The organism is Streptomyces sp. 4N509B, from assembly GCF_052245655.1.
Taxonomy (GTDB): Bacteria; Actinomycetota; Actinomycetes; order Streptomycetales; family Streptomycetaceae; genus Streptomyces.
In genome coordinates, this window is sequence record NZ_JBQQBZ010000007.1 from 90,429 (window position 1) to 108,730 (window position 18,302).

At 75.6% G+C, this 18,302-nt stretch carries 16 protein-coding genes; 5 read left to right on the forward strand and 11 right to left on the reverse strand.

Going from position 1 to position 18,302, the window contains the following annotated elements; translation table 11 throughout:
- Positions 1 to 91 precede the first annotated feature (91 nt).
- Both ACTWP5_RS10060 and ACTWP5_RS10065 read right to left on the reverse strand, forming a co-directional pair.
- Entirely contained in the window at positions 92 to 670 is a 579-nt protein-coding gene (locus ACTWP5_RS10060) for a DUF1697 domain-containing protein (RefSeq protein ID WP_443220470.1), read from the reverse strand.
- Between the two features lie 99 nt (positions 671 to 769).
- Positions 770 to 2,005: an SAV2148 family HEPN domain-containing protein gene (locus ACTWP5_RS10065; protein ID WP_443220471.1), complete on the reverse strand. Its 1,236-nt coding sequence runs from the start codon at positions 2,003 to 2,005 to the stop codon at positions 770 to 772.
- A 129-nt stretch (positions 2,006 to 2,134) separates the two neighbouring features.
- On the opposite strand from ACTWP5_RS10065, the gene treY reads away from it, so the two are divergent.
- Positions 2,135 to 4,588: a malto-oligosyltrehalose synthase gene (gene treY, locus ACTWP5_RS10070; protein WP_443220472.1), complete on the forward strand. Its 2,454-nt coding sequence runs from the start codon at positions 2,135 to 2,137 to the stop codon at positions 4,586 to 4,588.
- 684 nt (positions 4,589 to 5,272) lie between these two features.
- Here treY and ACTWP5_RS10075 read toward each other — a convergent pair.
- A complete protein-coding gene (locus ACTWP5_RS10075; protein ID WP_443220473.1) occupies positions 5,273 to 5,836 on the reverse strand; it encodes an FHA domain-containing protein in 564 nt (187 codons plus the stop codon).
- 233 nt (positions 5,837 to 6,069) lie between these two features.
- Here ACTWP5_RS10075 and ACTWP5_RS10080 point away from each other — a divergent pair, with 233 nt between their 5' ends.
- A complete protein-coding gene (locus ACTWP5_RS10080; protein WP_443220474.1) occupies positions 6,070 to 7,002 on the forward strand; it encodes a GNAT family N-acetyltransferase in 933 nt (310 codons plus the stop codon).
- Positions 7,003 to 7,038: 36 nt separating this feature from the next.
- Complete coding sequence (gene treZ, locus ACTWP5_RS10085) at positions 7,039 to 8,928, forward strand: malto-oligosyltrehalose trehalohydrolase (RefSeq protein ID WP_443220475.1); 1,890 nt, start codon at positions 7,039 to 7,041, stop codon at positions 8,926 to 8,928.
- Here treZ and ACTWP5_RS10090 read toward each other — a convergent pair.
- The 5 genes from ACTWP5_RS10090 to ACTWP5_RS10110 all read right to left on the reverse strand — a co-directional run bounded on the left by ACTWP5_RS10090 (position 8,882) and on the right by ACTWP5_RS10110 (position 12,993).
- Positions 8,882 to 9,529 (reverse strand): LysE family translocator, encoded by a 648-nt coding sequence (locus ACTWP5_RS10090; protein ID WP_443220569.1) that lies wholly within the window; start codon positions 9,527 to 9,529, stop codon positions 8,882 to 8,884. The two genes, treZ and ACTWP5_RS10090, sit on opposite strands and share 47 nt — an antisense overlap.
- Before the next feature lie 109 nt (positions 9,530 to 9,638).
- Complete coding sequence (gene msrB, locus ACTWP5_RS10095; RefSeq protein ID WP_443220476.1) at positions 9,639 to 10,046, reverse strand: peptide-methionine (R)-S-oxide reductase MsrB; 408 nt, start codon at positions 10,044 to 10,046, stop codon at positions 9,639 to 9,641.
- A 1-nt stretch (position 10,047) separates the two neighbouring features.
- Complete coding sequence (murC, locus tag ACTWP5_RS10100) at positions 10,048 to 11,478, reverse strand: UDP-N-acetylmuramate--L-alanine ligase (protein ID WP_443220477.1); 1,431 nt, start codon at positions 11,476 to 11,478, stop codon at positions 10,048 to 10,050.
- Between the two features lie 94 nt (positions 11,479 to 11,572).
- A complete protein-coding gene (locus ACTWP5_RS10105; protein WP_443220478.1) occupies positions 11,573 to 12,040 on the reverse strand; it encodes an indole-3-glycerol phosphate synthase in 468 nt (155 codons plus the stop codon).
- Between the two features lie 155 nt (positions 12,041 to 12,195).
- Positions 12,196 to 12,993: a pyrimidine reductase family protein gene (locus ACTWP5_RS10110; protein WP_443220479.1), complete on the reverse strand. Its 798-nt coding sequence runs from the start codon at positions 12,991 to 12,993 to the stop codon at positions 12,196 to 12,198.
- A gap of 59 nt (positions 12,994 to 13,052) precedes the next feature.
- On the opposite strand from ACTWP5_RS10110, the gene zapE reads away from it, so the two are divergent.
- Complete coding sequence (gene zapE / locus ACTWP5_RS10115) at positions 13,053 to 14,213, forward strand: cell division protein ZapE (protein ID WP_443220480.1); 1,161 nt, start codon at positions 13,053 to 13,055, stop codon at positions 14,211 to 14,213.
- A 37-nt stretch (positions 14,214 to 14,250) separates the two neighbouring features.
- Here zapE and hemQ read toward each other — a convergent pair whose 3' ends face one another.
- The 3 genes from hemQ to hemE are packed head-to-tail and all read right to left on the reverse strand — an operon-like array spanning position 14,251 to position 17,495.
- Complete coding sequence (gene hemQ / locus ACTWP5_RS10120) at positions 14,251 to 14,958, reverse strand: hydrogen peroxide-dependent heme synthase (RefSeq protein ID WP_443220481.1); 708 nt, start codon at positions 14,956 to 14,958, stop codon at positions 14,251 to 14,253.
- A 26-nt stretch (positions 14,959 to 14,984) separates the two neighbouring features.
- Complete coding sequence (gene hemG, locus ACTWP5_RS10125) at positions 14,985 to 16,415, reverse strand: protoporphyrinogen oxidase (protein ID WP_443220482.1); 1,431 nt, start codon at positions 16,413 to 16,415, stop codon at positions 14,985 to 14,987.
- Positions 16,416 to 16,463: 48 nt separating this feature from the next.
- Positions 16,464 to 17,495, reverse strand: a complete 1,032-nt coding sequence (gene hemE / locus ACTWP5_RS10130; protein ID WP_443220483.1) for a uroporphyrinogen decarboxylase — start codon at positions 17,493 to 17,495, stop codon at positions 16,464 to 16,466.
- Positions 17,496 to 17,587: 92 nt separating this feature from the next.
- Here hemE and ACTWP5_RS10135 point away from each other — a divergent pair, with 92 nt between their 5' ends.
- Positions 17,588 to 18,217 carry a DUF3000 domain-containing protein gene (locus tag ACTWP5_RS10135; protein ID WP_443220484.1) on the forward strand — a complete coding sequence of 210 codons (630 nt, stop codon included), beginning with the start codon at positions 17,588 to 17,590 and terminating at the stop codon, positions 18,215 to 18,217.
- Positions 18,218 to 18,302 lie beyond the last annotated feature (85 nt).

Consider the following 18,302-nt stretch of genomic DNA (forward strand, 5'->3'; position numbering starts at 1 on the left):
TCCGCGTCCCGCCGTGACGCTCTCAGCGAAGTCGCCGAGAGCAGAGAACTCCGGCACCGCCGGGCGCGCCCGGCCCGTTCCGGCCCACCGCTCACTCCTGCGCCATGAGCTCCAGCAGCCGCGTCACCGTGCGCCAGTTCCGCGCGGTGGCGGTGAAACCCCGGCCCGGTGCCGCCAGTGCCTGCCCGAGGCGGCTGCGGCCCGAGCCGTGGGGGTAGTAGGCGAAGATCTCCCGCTCGCCGACGCGGAACTCGTCCGGCGCGAAGCGCGCCGGGTCGGCGCGCGCCACCGGGTGGTCGCCGGGCGGCCCGTCGAGGAAGACGACCATCAGACGGGAGGGGTCGAGCTCGTCGGCCGGGAAGGGGCAGCGCGCCACGGCCGCGGCCAGTTGGGCGCGGCTGAGGACCAGGCAGCCCACCTCGAAGCCGAAGCGTTCCGCCATCGCCGCCGTCAGGTCGGCCGCCCGTTCGTCGGCCGGTCGCTCGGGGGCGGTGAAGACGACGTTCCCGCTCTGGAGGTAGGTGCGGACCCCGCCCAGGCCGAGCCCGGTCAGCAGGGCCCGCAGCTCCGCCATGGGCACCCTGCGATGGCCCCCGACGTTCACCCCGCGCAGCAGCGCGGCGTGGGGAACCGGCTGGGAGGGCCCGGTCGGGGCCGTCGGGGCGGTCATGGTGTCAGCGTAGGGGTGTCGTTCGCGGAGACGCGGGAGCGACGTGGGGGCAACGCCCGCGGTGGGTTGGGACGGTGACGTGGCGGGAGGGCGGGCAGGTCACGACACGGGGCGCGAGTGCTCCCAGGCCCACTCGAACTCCTCCCGGTACGTCTCGAAGAGGCTCTCTCCCTCGGCCGCGGGCCCCTCGGGCCGCACGATCTGCCGTCCCGTCCGCCGCAGCACCAGCGCGGGCGCCTCCACGCCCCTGCTGCGCCTGAGGTAGGACTGGACCACGGCGACCCCGTCGGGACCGTCGGCGTCCACGAAGTACGCCGAGAAGCGCGGGGTCTCGTCGAAGACGTGGATCTCGAACGCCTCCGGGTCCCGCACCCGGCTGCGCACGCGCCGCACGTGCAGGATGTTCGTCTCCACCGAACGGGCCAGCTCGCCGCGCTTCAGACCCAGCTCCCGCTCCCGCCGCCGCGTCGCGCCGCTGGCCGGGTTGAGGAAGAGCAGCCGCACCCGGCAGCCCGACTCGGCCAGCCGTGCCAGCCGCCGTCCCGGGTAGTTCTGGACGAGCAGGCCCAGGGCTATGCCGACCGCCTCCAGCCGCCGGGCCCCGCCGAACAGCTCCTCGGCCGGCAGCTGCCGTTGCAGCCGGACCCGGTCGGGGTGCACGCCCACCACGTCCGTGAAGCGGTCCCCGACCAGCCGTTCCACCGCGTCCGCCGGCAGCCGCGCCGCCGCCACGCCGGGACCCGCGTCGAGCAGCCGCAGCAGCCGGGCGCAGCCCCGTTCGGCCTGTTCGAGCACGGCGCGGCTCAGCCCGCGGTTGCGGCTGACCGCGGCGCGGGCGACCTCCAGCTCGTCGAGGGTCAGCTCCAGCTCGCGACGATTGTCGAAATACGGCGCGAAGCACGGCCAGTGCTGCACCATGAGTTCACGAAGCTGTGGAAGCGTCAGAAAGGCGAGGACCGTGTCGTCGGCCGGATCGAGCACATGCCCCTTGCGGCGGCTGACCTCCCGAAGGGCGGCGGCCCGCTGCACCCACTCCTGCCCGGTGGGGCCGGCGGCCGCCGTCTCCCACTCCGGGCCGTGCACCGGCTCGTACACCGGCCGCAGCACCGCCCCCACCACGGCGCGCAGCCGCTGCTCCACGAGGTTCAGCCAGACGTACGCCCGACCCGCCCGCTCCACGCGGGTGCGCACCTCGGCCCAGTCCTCGGCGGTCCACTCCAGGTCAGCGCCGATCTCGACCGGGCGCGGCACGGGCACCGCCCCGGCCGTCGCCGGGGCGGCCTCACTTCCGCTCCCCGAGGGCCCCGAGGGCAGTTCCAGCCCCGAAGAGCTCACCGCCTGCACCGCCTTCCACTCCCCCTGTGATGGATCAAGGAAGCGTACTGCGGGCCGCCGCGGGAGCGCAGCCCGGTGCGCCACCGGTCACCGCGCTTGCCCGCACGACGCCCCGGGCAGAGGGTCTGCATGACGCCCGATCACCGAGCGCCCAGCGCCACCTACCGGGTGCAGCTGCAGCCGGACTTCCCGTTCGCCGCCGCCGAGGAGATCGTGCCCTACGCCGCCTCGCTGGGGGTGAGCCATCTCCACCTCTCGCCCGTGCTGGAGGCCGTACCCGGGTCGACGCACGGCTACGACGTCACCGACCACTCCAGGATCCGCGCGGAACTCGGCGGCGAGGACGGGCTGCGGCGCCTGTCGGACGCTGCGCGCTCCCGGGGCCTCGGGCTCGTGGTGGACGTCGTGCCCAACCACATGGCGCTGCCCGCCGACACCGAGCTCAACGGGCCGCTGTGGGAGGTGCTGCGCGACGGCCCCGCCTCGCGCCGGGCCCGCTGGTTCGACGTCGACTGGGAGGCCGGCGGCGGCAGGCTGCTGCTGCCGGTGCTCGCCGCGCCGCTGGGCGAGGAGCTCGCGGCCTCCTCCCTCACCGTCGCCGACGGCGTCCTGCACTACGGCGAACACCGCTTCCCGCTCCGCGAGGGCACGGCCCACCTGCCGCTGCCCGAGCTGCTGGCCGCCCAGCACTACCGCCTCGCATGGTGGCGGCTCGCCCGCACCGAGCTGAACTACCGTCGCTTCTTCTCCGTCTCCGGCCTGATCGGGCTGCGCGTGGAGGACCCGGAGGTCTTCGAGGCCAGCCACGCCACCGTGCTGCGGCTGCTGGCCGAGGGCGTCGTCGACGGGCTGCGGGTGGACCATCCGGACGGCCTGGCCGACCCCGCCGGTTACCTGGGGCGGCTCGCGGAGCACGGCCGCGGCGCCTGGGTCGTCGCGGAGAAGGTCCTCGCCCCCGGCGAGCAGCTGCCCGCCGGCTGGCCCGTGGCGGGCACCACCGGGTACGACGCCCTGCGCCACGTCGACGGCGTCTTCCCCGACCCCGAGGGCTGCGCCGAGCTGACCGAGACCTACCGGGCGTTCACCGGCGCGCCGCCCGACCACGGCGGGGAGTGGGCCGCGACGGTGCGGCGCGCCGCGTACCGGGTGATCAGCCACGAGCTGGCCGCCGAGTGCGAGCGTCTGGTCCGCACCCTCGAGCGGGTCTGCCGCGCCGACCCCGAGCTCGCGCTGCGCGACCACGCGCCCTGGGCGCTGCGCACCGCCCTGGTCGAGACGATGGTGCGGCTGCCGGTGTACCGCACCTACGTGCCCGAGGGCGGCGCGGCGGGCCCGGTCGACGCGGCGCTGCTGGCGGCCGCCGCCGAGGGCGCCCGCGGCACCTTCGAGGTGGAGCGGGAGGCGGCGGCCGTCGAGACCGTGCGGGAACTGCTGCTCGGCCGCTACGGCGAGGGTCCCGAGCTGACGGACCTCCGGGTGCGGTTCGCGCAGGTCACGGCGGCACTGCGGGCCAAGTCCGTGGAGGACACCGCGTGTTACCGGTACACGCCGCTGCTGTTCGCGGCCGAGGTGGGCGGCGACCCGGACGCGCCCGCGCTGGACCCGGCGGGCTTCCACGCCTTCTGTGCCCGGGTCCAACGCGACTGGCCGCTGACCGGAACGGCCCTCACCACGCACGACACCAAGCGCAGCGCGGACGTGCGGGCCGCCCTGGCGGCGTTGACGGAACACCCCCGCGGCTGGGCCGAGGTGGTGACGCGGGCGACCGAGCAGACCGCCCGCGCCGGCGTCCGCGCCCCCGACCCCCACCTGGCGTGGACGGCCTGGCAGACCGCGTTCGCGATGGGCTTCCCCGAGCCCGAGCGGCTGCTGGCGACCATGCGGAAGAGCGCCCGCGAGGCCGGGCTGCACACGAGCTGGACGGAGCCGGACGCGGCCTACGAGGCGGCGGTCGAACGCTTCGTGCTCGCCGGCCCCTGCGGGCCCGCGCTCTACACCCTCGCCGAGTTCGCCCGCGAACTCGCCCCGCAGACGCGGGCGAACACCCTGGGGGCCGCGCTGCTGCACCTGACCATGCCGGGCGTCCCCGACGTCTACCGCGGCAGCGAGCGGCAGTACCTCGCGCTGGTGGACCCCGACAACCGCCGGCCGCCCCAGCTGCCGGCCGCCCAGCTCGCCGCGCTGGACGCCGAGACGGCCAGGACCGCGGGCGCGGGCCCGGCCCCGTACGACCTGGACACGGAGAAGCTGTGGGTCACGGCCACGGCGCTGCGGCTGCGCCGACGCCACCCCGAGTGGTTCGGAGCGCGGGCCGGCTACGAGCCGCTGGCCGCGGAGGGGCCCGCCGCGCGTCACTGCCTGGCGTTCGGGCGCTCGGGGCGGGTCATCGCCGCCGTCACGCGCCTGTCGCGCCGCCTGGCGGCCTCGGGTGGCTGGAACGGCACGCACCTGCCGCTGCCGGGGGGCACCTGGCGGGACGCGTTCACCGGGAGGACGCGGACGGGCAAGGTGGGGCTGGCGGATCTCTTCGCCGAGGGGCCGGTCGCGCTCCTGGTCTCCGACGGCGTTCGACGGGGTGCCTGAGCGCGGCTGAGGACGGATGACGGCGGCCGAGGACGGGAGGGGAACGGGGCCCGGGGCGGCTCGCCGTGACCTCGCCGGGGCAGAGACTCACGTTGGGGCTGTCAGGAGTCTTTACAGGAGGAGGTGCGCGGCGCTACGGTCCAACAGTGGGAGCGCTCCCATTGGTACCCCCACCCTCATCACGGCGAAGGGACACGCAACGCGATGAGAGACCAGGATCGACTCCGGGCGCGACTGCGAGAGCCGGCCACGCCGACGGCGTGGGTCAGCCTCCCGGCCACCGCCGGACCGATGGTCACGGCCGCCTCCGCGGCCGCTCATGGCGCGCCGCGTCAGCCCGGCCGCCGTACCGAGACCCCCCACACGACCGCCATGGAACACCGCAGGCGCTGCGTCCCTCCACGACAGCGCCGTGCGTGAGGTGTCGCCGGGCCGGCCGATGACGCCCTGAGCGTCCGAGGCCGACTCGCGCGACACGACCGGAACTCCGGCCTGCCGCCCCACCTCCCAGCCCCCGCTTGGGCGGCAGGCCGGCTTCCGGTCACCCGGGACGCCACGGTCCCGGGACCCTTCCTCCGGCCCTCTTCCCCTCCGTCCGGGACGCCCGCCACCGGCCGTCCCGTCGACTCGGGCCCTTCCGAAGTCCTCTCGCCCCCACTCCGCCGGCCCTGGCGGCCCTGGCGGCTACCCCTCGCTCGGCGAGGCGAGACGGAACGTCATCGCCCCGAAGCTGACATGGTCTCCCGGCCGCACCCGCACGCACTCCACGACGCGACGGCCGTTGACCCACGTGCCGTTGGCCGAGCCGAGGTCCCTCAGCAGCCAGCCCGTCCCCGTGCCGTGCAACACCGCGTGACGCCGCGAGACGCTGGCGTGGTTCAGCCGCAGGCCGGATCCCGTGGCGCGGCCGATGGCCAGCGGCGTGGGGCCGGGGAAGGGCAGCACCAGCTGCGGCAGCCGCTCGGCCTGCCAGGCCCGGCGCAGCCGCTCGTTGAACGCCGAGACGCGGGTGATGGCCTGTGTCAGCCAGTTGGAGCGGGAAGGGGAGCCCTCCGCGTACGGCAGGTCGACGAGCACGAGGTGAAGCTCCGACACCTGCCGTGCCGCCAACACCCGCTCCATCCTGTGGACGAAGGTCTCCTGCGAGACCCTTCCCTCCACCAGGCCCCGCCGCAACAGGCCGAGCGCGTGTTCCCGTTCCGCGTCCGAGACGCGCGGGGAGGGGAAGCTGTACTCGACCGATGTCATGCGGGAATTGTCCGCGACCGGAGCGGACCCTGTCCAGATCTCCGGTCTTTACCCGCCAGAGTCCGTGGGTTATGGTGCCGGCACGCCCAATCCGGACGAGAGAGGAGGCGTCGACATGTCATCCATCGACACGTTCTGCGCGTTCCTTCACCGTCCTTCCCAGGGGCGTTCGCCGGACTGACCGGCGGGGCCGGCCGGAGGAGCGCGATCTTCTTCGGTAAGGATTCCCCTTCATGACCGAGTTGGTCATCCGCGCGCTCGCCGAGGGCGAGGCGCGCCAGCTGTTCACCTCCCTGGACGACCCGAGCGCCCGCGTCGTGGGCCGGGCCCTGTTGGACCCGCCCCACAACGGCTACGACACGGTCGCGGCCGGCGGCGAGTACCGACCCGAGTGGACCTGGGTCGCGCTGCGCGACGGGCGGGTCGTCGCCCGCGCCGCGTTCTGGGGCGCGCCCGAGGACGCGGCGCCGCGCACCCTCGACTGGTTCGACTTCACCGACCCGGAGGCGGGCAGCGCCCTGCTGCGCGCCCTCCCCGAGAAGCTGCACGCCGACTACGAGATGATCCTGCCGGCCGGCTGGCGCGACGCGCCGGCGGCGCGCGCGGGGGCCGAGGCGCGCATCGCGGCCGCCGAGGCGGCCGGGTACCGCCCGCTGGTCGAGCGGTACCGCTACCTGTGGACGCCCGACCGCGGGCTGCCGCAGCTCCCCGACCGCCTCGTCTTCCGCCCCGAGCCGGACGACGACGTCGTCCTGGACGTGCTGCGCCGGGTGCACAGCCAGACCCTCGACCAGCACGCCCAGCGTGCCGTCGCCGAGGGCGGCGTCGAACAGGCCGCCAGGGAGGAGATGGAGTTCTTCGCCTGGTGCGCCTCGCCCCGTGCGTGGCTGCGCCTGGCGTACACCCCGGAGGGCGAACTGGTCGGCCTCCACGTCCCGGCCCGGAACCAGCACGCGCCGATCATCGGGTTCATCGGGGTCGTCCCCGAGCAGCGCGGCCACGGCTACGGCTACGACCTGCTGGCGGCCTGCACCCACGACCTGGTGGCGACGGGCGCCGACCGGGTCGTCGCCTCCACGGACGTGGGCAACGCGCCCATGGCCGCGGCGTTCGCCCGAGCGGGTTACCCGGTGGTGCAGCACCGGTTCTGCATGACCGCACCCTGACGCGCGGTGGCGGGCGCGGCGGGAAGGATGGTGCCCATGGACTCCGAGGAATCCGCGGCATCCGAGGTCTTCCGGGTGTGGGCACCGCGCGCCCGCCAGGTGACGCTCCACCTGTCCGGCCGGTCGCGGGCGATGGCGCCCGTGGCCGGCCGGGACGGCTGGTGGGCGGTGACGGCCCGCGCCGCGCCGGGCGCGCGGTACGGCTTCGCGCTCGACGACGGGCCCGTGCTGCCCGACCCGCGCGGTCGGCGCCTGCCGGACGGCCCGGAGGGGCTGAGCGCGCTGTACGACCCGGCGGCGTACCGCTGGCGTCACTCGTGGCGGGGCCGCGGCCTGCCGGGCGCGGTCCTGTACGAGCTGCACGTCGGCACCTTCACCCCCGAGGGCACCTTCGAGGCGGCCGTCGCGCGCCTCCCCCACCTGGCGCGCCTGGGCGTCACCCACCTCCAACTGATGCCGGTCAGCCCCTTCCCCGGCCGGCACGGCTGGGGCTACGACGGGGTCGCGCCGTGGGCGGTGCACGAGCCCTACGGCGGTCCCGAGGGCCTACAGCGGCTGGTCGACGCGGCGCACGGCCACGGCCTCGGGGTGGTCCTCGACGTGGTCCACAACCACCTGGGGCCCTCGGGCAACCACCTGCCGGCCTTCGGCCCGTACTTCACCGACCGGCACCACACCCCGTGGGGCGCGGCGGTCAACCTCGACGGCCCCGGCTCCGCCGAGGTGCGCGCCTACCTCGTCGACAGCGCGCTGTCGTTGCTGCGCGACTTCCGGCTGGACGGGCTGCGGCTGGACGCCGTGCACCAACTCGCCGACGACTCGCCCACGCACGTCCTGGCCGAGCTGTCGGCGGCCGTGGACGCGCTGGCGGCCACGTTGGGCCGTCCGCTCTTCCTGGTCGCCGAGTCGGACGAGAACGACCCGGCGACCACGACGCCGCGCGGCGCGGGCGGGCGGGGCCTTTCCGCCCAGTGGAACGACGACGTCCACCACGCGCTGCACACCGCGCTGACCGGGGAGTCCCAGGGCTACTACGCCGACTTCGCGCGTGCGCCGCTGGACGCGCTCGCCCGGACGCTGACCGGGGCGTTCTTCCACGACGGCGGGTTCTCCAGCTTCCGTGGCCGGCCGCACGGCCGGCCGGTGGACCGGGCGGCCACGCCCGCCCACCGCTTCGTGGGCTACGCCCAGACCCACGACCAGGTCGGCAACCGGGCGCGCGGCGAGCGGCTCGCGGCGCTGGCGGGGCCCGAGCGGGCGGCGATCGCGGCGGCGATCGTGCTGTGCGGGCCGTTCACGCCGATGCTGTTCATGGGTGAGGAGTGGGGCGCCACCTCGCCCTGGCTGTACTTCACCGACCACCGGGACCCGGCGCTCGCCGCCGCGGTGACCGAGGGCCGGCGGCGCGAGTTCGCCTCCCACGGCTGGCCGGCCGAGGACGTTCCCGACCCGCAGGACCCGGCGACCCGCGACCGTTCCTGCCTGGTGTGGCCGGACGAGGGGCCCGAGCCGTGGCTGCTGGGCTGGCACCGGCGGCTGCTGGCGATCCGCCGTGACCGTCTGCCCGAGGACCTGCGGCTGTCGGAGGTCTCGGTCCGCCACGACGGGGCGGAGGGGTGGCTGGTGGTGTGTCCGGGTCCGCTGGTGGTGGCGGTCTGCCTGGCCGAGGACCGTGCGGCGCGGGTCCCGCTGCCGCCCGGCCGCCTCCGGCTGCTGGCCGCGACCCACCGCTGTCCGGAGCCGGACGGCTCGGGATGGCTGCGGCTGCCGCCGCTGTCGGCGGCGGTGCTCGTGGCGGAGCCAGGCGACAGGGAGGGGACGGGGGACGAGGCCGGGTCGGCGAACGAGCACGAGGCGGGACGACGGGGCGGGAGGACGGTCAGAGCCGGGCGTCCGACACCGCCAGCTGAAGACCGAGCGCGATGAGGACACCGCCGGAGACCTGCTCAAGACGGCGGCGCACCAGCGGACGCGAGAGCCACACGCGCAGCCGGCCGACGCCCCAGACGTACGTCGCGTAGTACCCGACCTCGAAGACCGCCCAGACGGCCGCCAGCGCCACCATCGTCGCCAGGTGCGGCGCGTCGGCGGGCACGAACTGCGGCAGGAAGGCCATGGCGAACAGGCCGGCCTTGGGGTTGGCGAGGTTCAGCAGCAGGCCGGCGCGGTAGGAGCGCCAGGCCGAGCCGCCCGGGGAGCCGACGGCGGTGCCGGCGTCGGCCGCCACCAGGCCCTCGGCGCCCGCCCTCCGGGCGGCGCGCAGCGTCTGGACGCCGAAGCCGACGAGCACGACGACCCCGAGGAGGCGCATCACGTCGTAGGCCAGCTGGGACGCCTGGAGCAGCGTGGTGAGGCCGAACGCGGCGGCCAGGCCCCACAGGAAGACGCCCGACTCGTTGCCCAGCACCGTCCAGAGACCGGCGCGCCGGCTCCGCAGGGAGTTGCGGATGATCAGGACCGTGCTCGGCCCCGGAGAGGCCGCGATCAGCAGACAGGCGCCGAGGAAGGCCGGCAGGACGGCCGGCAGGGTGCTCGTCATGCCGTCATGCTGGCTTTGCCGGGCCACCGGCGGCCACCGGTTTTCGCGTGTGCCCGCCCCGGCGGCCCGCCCGCCGGGACGGACCGCCGGGTGGTGGTCACTCGGCCGGGGTCAGGCGCAGGCTCACCGAGTTGATGCAGTACCGCAGGTCCGTGGGCGTGCCGTACCCCTCGCCCTCGAAGACGTGCCCCAGGTGGGAGCCGCAGGTGGCGCAGAGCACCTCGGTGCGCGGGCGGCCCGGCAGCGAGTGGTCGGGGCGGGTCTCGACCGCGTCGGTGGCGGCCGGGTCGTAGAACGAGGGCCAGCCGCAGTGCGACTCGAACTTGGTCTCGGAGCGGAACAGCTCGGCGCCGCAGGCACGGCAGGCGTAGACGCCGACGGTCTTGGTGTCGGTGTACTCGCCGGTGAAGGCCCGCTCGGTGCCGGCCTCGCGCAGCACGTGGTACTCCTCGGGGCTGAGCTGCGCGCGCCACTCCTCGTCGGACTTCTCGACCTTGTACGTCATGTCAGCCTCCTTGTGCCGGTGGGGACGAGGGCGCCGCCAGGTGGGCGAGGATCTCGGGACCGAGGTCGGTCACGTCGCCCGCGCCCATGGTGAGAACGAGGTCGCCGGGGCGGGCCATTCCCGCGACGAGCCGGACGGCGGCGTCCCGGTCGAGCCCGGTGTGGGCCCCGGTGCCGGGCCCCTGGACGGCGTCGGCGACGATCCTGCTGGTGACGCCGGGGATCGGGTCCTCGCGTGCCGGGTAGACGTCGAGGATCACGGAGGCGTCGGCGGCGGTCAGCGCACGGCCCATCTCGGCGCCGAGCTCCCGGGTGCGGCTGAAGAGGTGCGGCTGGAAGACGACGAGGATCCGCCCGCCGTCCGACGCGGCCGCGCGCAGGGCGGCGAGGTCGGCGGCCATCTCGGTGGGGTGGTGGGCGTAGGTGTCGATGACGCGGACGCCGCCCGCCTCGCCCTTCGGCTGGAGGCGGCGGCGGACGCCCGTGTAGCTCGCGAGGGCGCGGGCCAGCTCGGTGGCGTCGACGCCGGCGGCGACGCCGGCCGCGAGGGCGGCCACGGCGTTGTGCGCGTAGTGCCGGCCGGGGACGGAGACGGGGACGGTGAGCCGACGGCCGTCGAGCTCGACGGTGACCTCGCTGCTCAGGCCGGTGCCGGTGGGCGTGACAGCCAGGACGCGGACGTCGGCGTCGTCGGCCTCGCCGTAGGTCACCAGGCGCAGGTCCTCCCGGCCGAGCAGCCGGGCCGTCAGCTTGCGGGCTCCCTCCTGGTCGGCGTTGACCACCAGGGTGCCGCCGGGCTGGATCCGTTCGGCGAAGGTCTCGAACGACGCGTGGAGTTCGTCCATGGAGGCGTACGTGGCGTGGTGGTCGAGCTCGACGTTCAGGACGATGGCGACCTCGGGCGCGTACCGGTGGAAGCTGCGGTCGCTCTCGTCCGCCTCGGCGACGAACAGCTCGCCCTCGCCGTGCTCGGCGTTGGACGCGGGGGTGTCGAGGTCGCCGCCGATGGCGTACGACGGGCGCAGGCCGAGGGTGCGCAGCGCGACGGCGAGCATGGAGGTCGTCGTGGTCTTGCCGTGGGTGCCGGCGACGGCGATCGCGCGGCGGTCGGCCATGAGCGCGGCCAGCGCCTCGGACCGGTGCAGCACGGGGATGCCGCGCCCACGGGCGGCGACGAGCTCGGGGTTGCCGTCGCGGATGGCGCTGGAGACGACCACGCAGCTGGCGCGCTCGTCGAGGTGGGCGGCGTCGTGGCCGACGCGGACGGTGGCGCCGAGGGCGCGCAGCGCCGCGGTGGTCTCCGACTCCCGCGCGTCGCTGCCGGCCACGCGGGCGCCCCGCAGGGTGAGGATCTTGGCGATGCCCGACATCCCCGCGCCGCCGATGCCGATGAAGTGGGGCCGTTCCAGGGTGGCCGGGACCGCCGGTGTCATCGAGCTCTCCTTGGCAGGTGGCTTGGTGGGCGGGGCGCGCTCGCACGCCGTCTCGCGGACGATTGTCGCATCCCGCCCCCGGCCGCGGACCGCCTCACTCGGCGTGGGCGAAGAGCCGGAGCACGGGGACGCCGACCCGGTGGCGGGCGCGGGAGGCCCAGTCGCGGTGGAAGAGCTCCTCGACGTAGTGCGGCGCGGTCAGGACGATGACCTCGTCGGCGCCGGTCTCCTCCACCACGGCCGAGAGGTGGTCGAGCGGCCGGTCCTCCACGAGCCGGCCGACGGCCTCGGCCCCGGCCGCGCGCAGCGCGTGGACGGAGTGGTCGAGGGCGCGTTGCGCGGGTTCCCTGGCGTGCTCGCCCTCCGGCTCGTCGGCCTCGCGCACGGCGTCGCCGAACTCTCCGAGCGCGACGTCGTCCAGTGCCCGCAGCAGCCGGTCCTGGTCGCCGCGGGGCTGCATCAGCACCACGAAGGACTGCTGCTCCCCGTCGTGCAGGGTGGTGACGAGTTCGAGGTCCGTGGGCACCAGGGGTTTCTCGATCATGAGAACTGTCGTGATCACAGCAAACGCCCTCCGGGTGCGGGCCGGGTCGCGTCCGCCCCGGCGATCACCCGGCACAGGACCCGGCAGTAGCCATCCTCCCCGCGACGACACGGGGCATTGCGCGCATAGTCTGCCCTCAACAGCATAAGCGGAACGTAGCATTCCGCCGATTTTCAGACTCTTCGATACCTGCTGAACACATATCCGGATTCGGTCAGCAGATCGGTGAGGACCAGCTCCGACGGCAGCGGGAGCTCCTCGCCGTACGCCACCCGGGGAGCCGAGCCGAGGGCCAGCTTGGGGGCCGTCGTCAGGCACAGCTCGTCCAACGCCCCGGCCGCTACCAGCTGCCCCAGCAGCCGCGGGCCGCCCTCGCACAGCAGCCGCGTGTGGCCGCGCTCGGCCAGCACGGGCTTGACGCGCCGCGGGTCCACCCCGGCGCCGTCGCCGGCCACCAGCACCTCCACGCCGGCGGCGCGGACCGCCGCCACGGCGTCGCGCGGCGCGCCGGCACCGGTCAGGACGAGGGTGGGGACGGCCGGCTCGGCGAAGAGGGGGAGCGTGAGGTCCAGCGCCAGGCTCGCGCTCACCACGGCGATCGCCGGGGTCGGCCCCTGGCCGGCGGCGGCCCGACGCGCGGCGAACTCCGTGCGGACGCGGGCCGGGCGGTACCCCTCCCGCCGCACCGTCTCCGCGCCCACGACCACGACGTCGGACAGCGCCCGCAACACCCCGAAGACGCGCTTGTCGGCGGGGCCCGAGAGCCGCTCGGAGAGGCCGCCGTGGTGGGCGGCGCCGTCCAGCGAGGTCACCATGTTGGCCCGGAGCCAGGCTCCGTCGGACGGCGGTCGCTCCGGGTAGGCGTAGGCGTCCGCCAGCTCCTCGCGTGTCCAGGGCCGGTCCTCGGCGACGCCCGGCGCGCTGGTGCCGGTGGGGCTGGTGGGAGTGGGCGGGGGGAACAGGCGGCGCATGGGGCGCAGTGTGGCACACCCGCCCGTCGCGTATCCGTCTTGTCCTACAGTGGGACAACGTGTCCCCCGCCTCCCCCGTCCCCCCGCCCACCGCCGACCGGCTCGTACCACCGCCGCCCACCCCGCCCCTCGCCCTGGTGGACCGCGCGCCGCGGGTGCCCGCCGAGGAGCTGGTCGCCGGGCTGGTGCCGCCGCCGCGGTTCGCCACGGCCCGCTTCGAGGGGTACGTTCCCGACCCGGCGCAGCCCACGCAGCGGCAGGCCGTGACGACGCTGGAGGCGTTCGCCGCCGGCCTCGCATCCGGTCCCGGCTCCTCCGCCACCGCGCACCGCCGCGGTGTGCGCTGGCCCCTCCCCCGCCCCCGCGCGGCACGCCCCGCGCCGGCCGCCCCCGCCGAGTCACGCGGGCTCTATCTCGACGGCGGCTTCGGCGTCGGCAAGACGCACCTGCTGGCCTCGCTGTGGCACGCGGCCCCGGCCGCGCCGGCGGCCAAGGCGTTCTGCACCTTCGTCGAGCTCACCCACCTCGTCGGGGCGCTGGGCTTCGCCGGCAGCGTCCGCGCGCTGGCGGGGCACCGGCTGCTGTGCGTGGACGAGTTCGAGCTCGACGACCCGGGCGACACGGTGCTGGTCTCCTCGCTGCTCGACCGCCTGGTGGGCGAGGGCGTGGCCCTGGCGGCCACCTCCAACACCCTGCCGGGCCGGCTCGGCGAGGGACGCTTCGCCGCCGCCGACTTCCTCCGGGAGATACAGGGCCTGGCCGCCCACTTCACGACCGTCCGCGTCGAGGGAGAGGACTACCGCCACCGCGGCCTCCCCACCCCGCCGCCCCCACTGACCGAGCCCGAGGTGACGCGGTGGGCCCACACCCTGCCGGGCGCGAGCCTGGACGCCTTCCCCGCGCTCCTCGCCCACCTGTCGACGATCCACCCGAGCCGGTACGGCGCGCTCTGCGACGGCGTGCGCGCCGTGTGCCTGACCGGCGTGGCCCCGGTGCCCGACCAGGCCACGGCGCTGCGGCTGGTGGTGCTGGCCGACCGGCTCTACGACCGGCAGGTCCCGGTGCTGACCTCGGGCGCGGGGCTGGAGTCGCTCTTCCCCGAGGCGATGCTGCGCGGCGGCTACCGCGCGAAGTACCACCGCGCCCTCTCCCGCCTCACGGCGCTGGCCCGCGAGGGCGCCACGCTCACCGACGGCGCCGCCCGGGACGGCGACGGCTGACCCGACGCCCGGGCCGTGAAATCGTCCCGCGGGCGTCTCAGGCGAGGCCCGCCACGAGCTCCGCGAGCGGCTTGCGCCGGCCGGTGAAGAACGGGACCTCCTCGCGGACGTGGCGCCGGGCCTCCGAGGCACGCAGGTGGCGCATCAGGTCCACGATGCGGTGGAGCTCGTCCGCCTCGAAGGCGAGGATCCACTCGTAGTCACCGAGGGAGAAGGAGGCCACGGTGTTCGCCCGCACGTCGGGGTACCCGCGGGCCATCCTGCCGTGGTCGGCCAGCATCCGCCGACGGTCCTCGTCCGGCAGCAGGTACCAGTCGTAGGAGCGGACGAAGGGGTAGACGCTGACGTAGGCACGGGGGGTCTCGTCGGCGAGGAACGCGGGGATGTGCGACTTGTTGAACTCGGCGGGGCGGTGCAGCGCCATGTTCGACCACACCGGCTCCAGGGCACGGCCGAGGAGCGTCCTGCGGAGGAGGTTGTACGCCTCCTGGAGCGCGTCGGCCGTCGGCGCGTGCCACCAGACCATCACGTCGGCGTCGGCCCGCAGCCCGGAGACGTCGTAGGTCCCCCGCACGGTGACGTCCTTCTCGGCGAGCTGCTCGAAGAGCTCGTCCACCTCCTCGGCGTACCCGCCACGCTCCTGCGGCAGCGGCTCCCGCAGCCGGAAGACCGACCAGAGGGTGTAGCGGATGGTGTCGTTGAGATCCCTGGCGCGCTTGCCGGCGTTCGTGGTGCGGTCCGTCATGGCGCCATTCTCCCTCGCCGCCCCGCCTACTCCGCCACCGGCTCCGGGACGTCGGCGAGGGGGCCGGGACGCAGCGTCGCCAGCAGCTCGCGGGCGGCCCGCTGGCCGCTGGCGACGCAGGCCGGGACGCCGACCCCGTCGTAGGCGGCGCCGGCCAGCCGCAGCCCCGGCAGGGCGGAGAGGTATCCGCGGATGCGGCCGACGCGGGCGTCGTGGCCGACCAGGTACTGCGGCAGGCCGTCCCGCCAGCGGGTGACGAGCGCGTCGACCGGGCCCGCGACGACGCCCGCGGCGTCCGACAGGTCCGTGAGGGCGGCCCGCACCAGGTCGGCGTCGTCCCAGTCCAGTGGCGCGGCCGAGCCGTGGCGGCCGATCGAGACGCGCAGCACGAACAGCGAGGGGTCGGCCGCCGCCGCCCAGTCCCACTTGGCGCTGGTGAAGGTGGCGCCCTTGATGACGCGGCCGTCGGCGGCCGGCACCAGGAAGCCGCTGCCGCGCGGCAGCCGCGCCAGGTCCCCTCGCCGGAAGGCCATCGTCACGATCGCCATCGACGCGTACTCGACCGAGCCGAGCTCCCCCGCCGCCGCGGGCGCCTCGGCGGCCAGCAGCCGGGCCGCGACGGAGGCGGGCGTGGCGAGCACCACGCCGTCGGCGGCCAGCGAGTGGCCGTCGGCCAGGGCCACCGCCCAGCCACGGGCGGTGCGCCGCAGGCCCGTGACGGCGACGCCGCCGAGCAGCTCGCCGCCGGCCGCGCGGCAGGCGGCGACGACCGCGTCCGGCAGCGTGCCGAGCCCGCCCTCCAGGCCGGCGAAGACCGGGTCCCCCGGCTTTCCGACGGCGGCGGGCTGCCGCAGCACGGCGCGGACGGCCCCGAGCAGCGAGTCGTGCTCGCGCGTGGCCTCGAAGAGGCGAGGCACGGCGGAGCGCAGCGAGATGCGGTACGCGTCACCCGCGTAGACGCCGCCGAGCAGCGGCTCCACCAGCCGGTCGACGACCTCGGCGCCCATCCGCTCGGCGACCAGCTGGCCGACGGCGACGTCCTCGCCGACGGCGGTGGCCAGCCGCAGCGGCGGCAGTTCGGCGTCGCGCGCGACGCGGGCCAGGCCGGCGTCGGAGAGCACCCCCGTCAGCGCGGCGGGCGTGCCCGGCACCCCCATGACGTGCTCGGCCGGCATCGGGCGCAGCGCGCCCTGGCTGAAGATCGCGGCACCGCCGATCGCGGGCGAGCGCACCGCGTCACCGAGCCCGACGGCGTGCGCGAGGTCCACGCCCTCCGGGCGGCGGGCGAGCATCGACTCCGCGCCCAGGTCCACCGTCACGCCCGCGACCTGCCCGGAGCACAGCTTCCCGCCGAAGCGGCCCGCCGCCTCCAGCACGGTGACGCGGGCGCCGGCGGTGAGCAGCCGGTGGGCGGCGGCCAGGCCGGCGACACCGCCGCCGACGACGATCACATGCATGGCTCTGCTCTCCCCACTTCCCCAGGATGCGTCTCGCGGCCGCGGGCCTCAGCGCGCGGTGCGCTCGTGCACGTACGCCACGAGGCGGGTGAGGGCGTCGGGGTCGGTGTCGGGGAGCACGCCGTGGCCGAGGTTGAACACGTGTCCCTCCAGGCCGGCGGCTGCCTGGAGCACCCGGTTGGCCTGCTCCTCGACGGCCCGGCGCGGCGCGAACAGCACGGCGGGGTCGAGGTTGCCCTGGAGGGCGCGGCCCGGTCCGACGCGGCGGGCCGCCTCGTCCAGGGGCACCCGCCAGTCCACGCCGACGACGTCGGCGCCCGCCTCGCCGAGGGCTCCCAGCAGCTCGCCGGTGCCCACGCCGAAGTGGATGCGGGGCACGCCGTGGTGGGCGACGGCGGCCAGGACCTTCGCGGAGGCGGGCAGGACGGCCCGGCGGTAGTCGGCCGGGGAGAGCGCGCCGACCCAGGAGTCGAAGAGCTGCACGGCCCGGGCGCCGGCCTCGATCTGGACCGTGAGGAAGGCGGCGGTGATGTCGGCGAGGCGGTCCAGCAGCTCGGCCCAGAGCTCGGGGTCGCCGTACATCATGGCCTTGGTGTGCTCGTGGTGGCGCGAGGGGCCGCCCTCCACGAGGTAGCTCGCGAGGGTGAAGGGCGCGCCCGCGAAGCCGATGAGCGGGGTGGCGCCGAGTTCCGCGGTGAGCATCCCCACGGCCTCGGTGACGTACGGGACGTCGTCGGGTTCGAGGGGGCGCAGCCGGTTGAGGTCGGCGCGGCTGCGGATCGGCTGGTCGACGACGGGGCCGACGCCGGGCTTGATGTCGAGCTCGACGCCCACGGCCTTCAGCGGGACCACGATGTCGCTGAAGAGGATCGCGGCGTCGACGCCGTGGCGGCGCACCGGCTGGAGGGTGATCTCGGTGACCAGGTCGGGGCGCATGCAGGAGTCGAGCATGGCTATGCCCTCGCGGACCTTGCGGTACTCCGGAAGCGAACGCCCGGCCTGACGCATGAACCACACCGGGGTGTGCGGCACCGGCTCGCGGCGGCAGGCCCTGAGGAAGGGTGAGTCGGTCACTGTCACACGAAGCAGTCTCCCATGCCGCGGGGGGCGACTCGCGCGCCACGGGTGTGGCTGCGGGCCGACGGCGCCGGGGCGTCCTAGGGTTACCGGCCATGGCACCGTCTCGACCTCACCCCACGGAGGACCCCGACGACATGCACGAGCCCGGGTCGGCGGCGCCTCCGGCGTTCCGCCGCGCCGTGGCGGCACTCGCCGCGGCCTCGCCTCGGCCGGAGGTGGAGCTGGCGCCGATGCCCGCGCCGCGCCGGATGGCGCCGTTCGCCCACGCCCTCCAGGCGACGATCGTCGAGGACGGGGAGGAGCTGGCCGACGGCCGGTTCGTGCTGCTGCACAACCCCGCGGGCGAGGAGGCGTGGCGGGGGGACTTCCGTGTCGTCACGCTCGTCAGGGCGGACCTGGACCCGGAGCTCGGCACCGATCCGCTGCTGCCGGAGGTGGCGTGGTCCTGGCTGACCGAGGCGCTGGACGTGCGGGAGCTGGCGCGGGTGGAGCCGAGCGGCACGGTGACGCGGGCGGGCTCGACGTTCTTCGGCGGGCTGGCCGACCGGCCGCCGAGGAACGAGCTGGAGCTGCGGGCGTCGTGGACGCCGGTGGACCCGACCGCCCTGGGCGGGCACCTGCTGGCCTGGTGCGGCCTGCTCGCCCAGTGCGCGGGGCTGCCGCCGGAGGGCGAGGGCCCCGTGACCTCGCTGCCGCGCCGCCGGGGACACCGCTGGCGGTGACGGCCCCGTGGCGCCGTCCGGTGTCCCACGACGGGGTGAGGGTGACGGGCGATGACGTGAAGCGGTGTCACCGGTTAGTGATCAT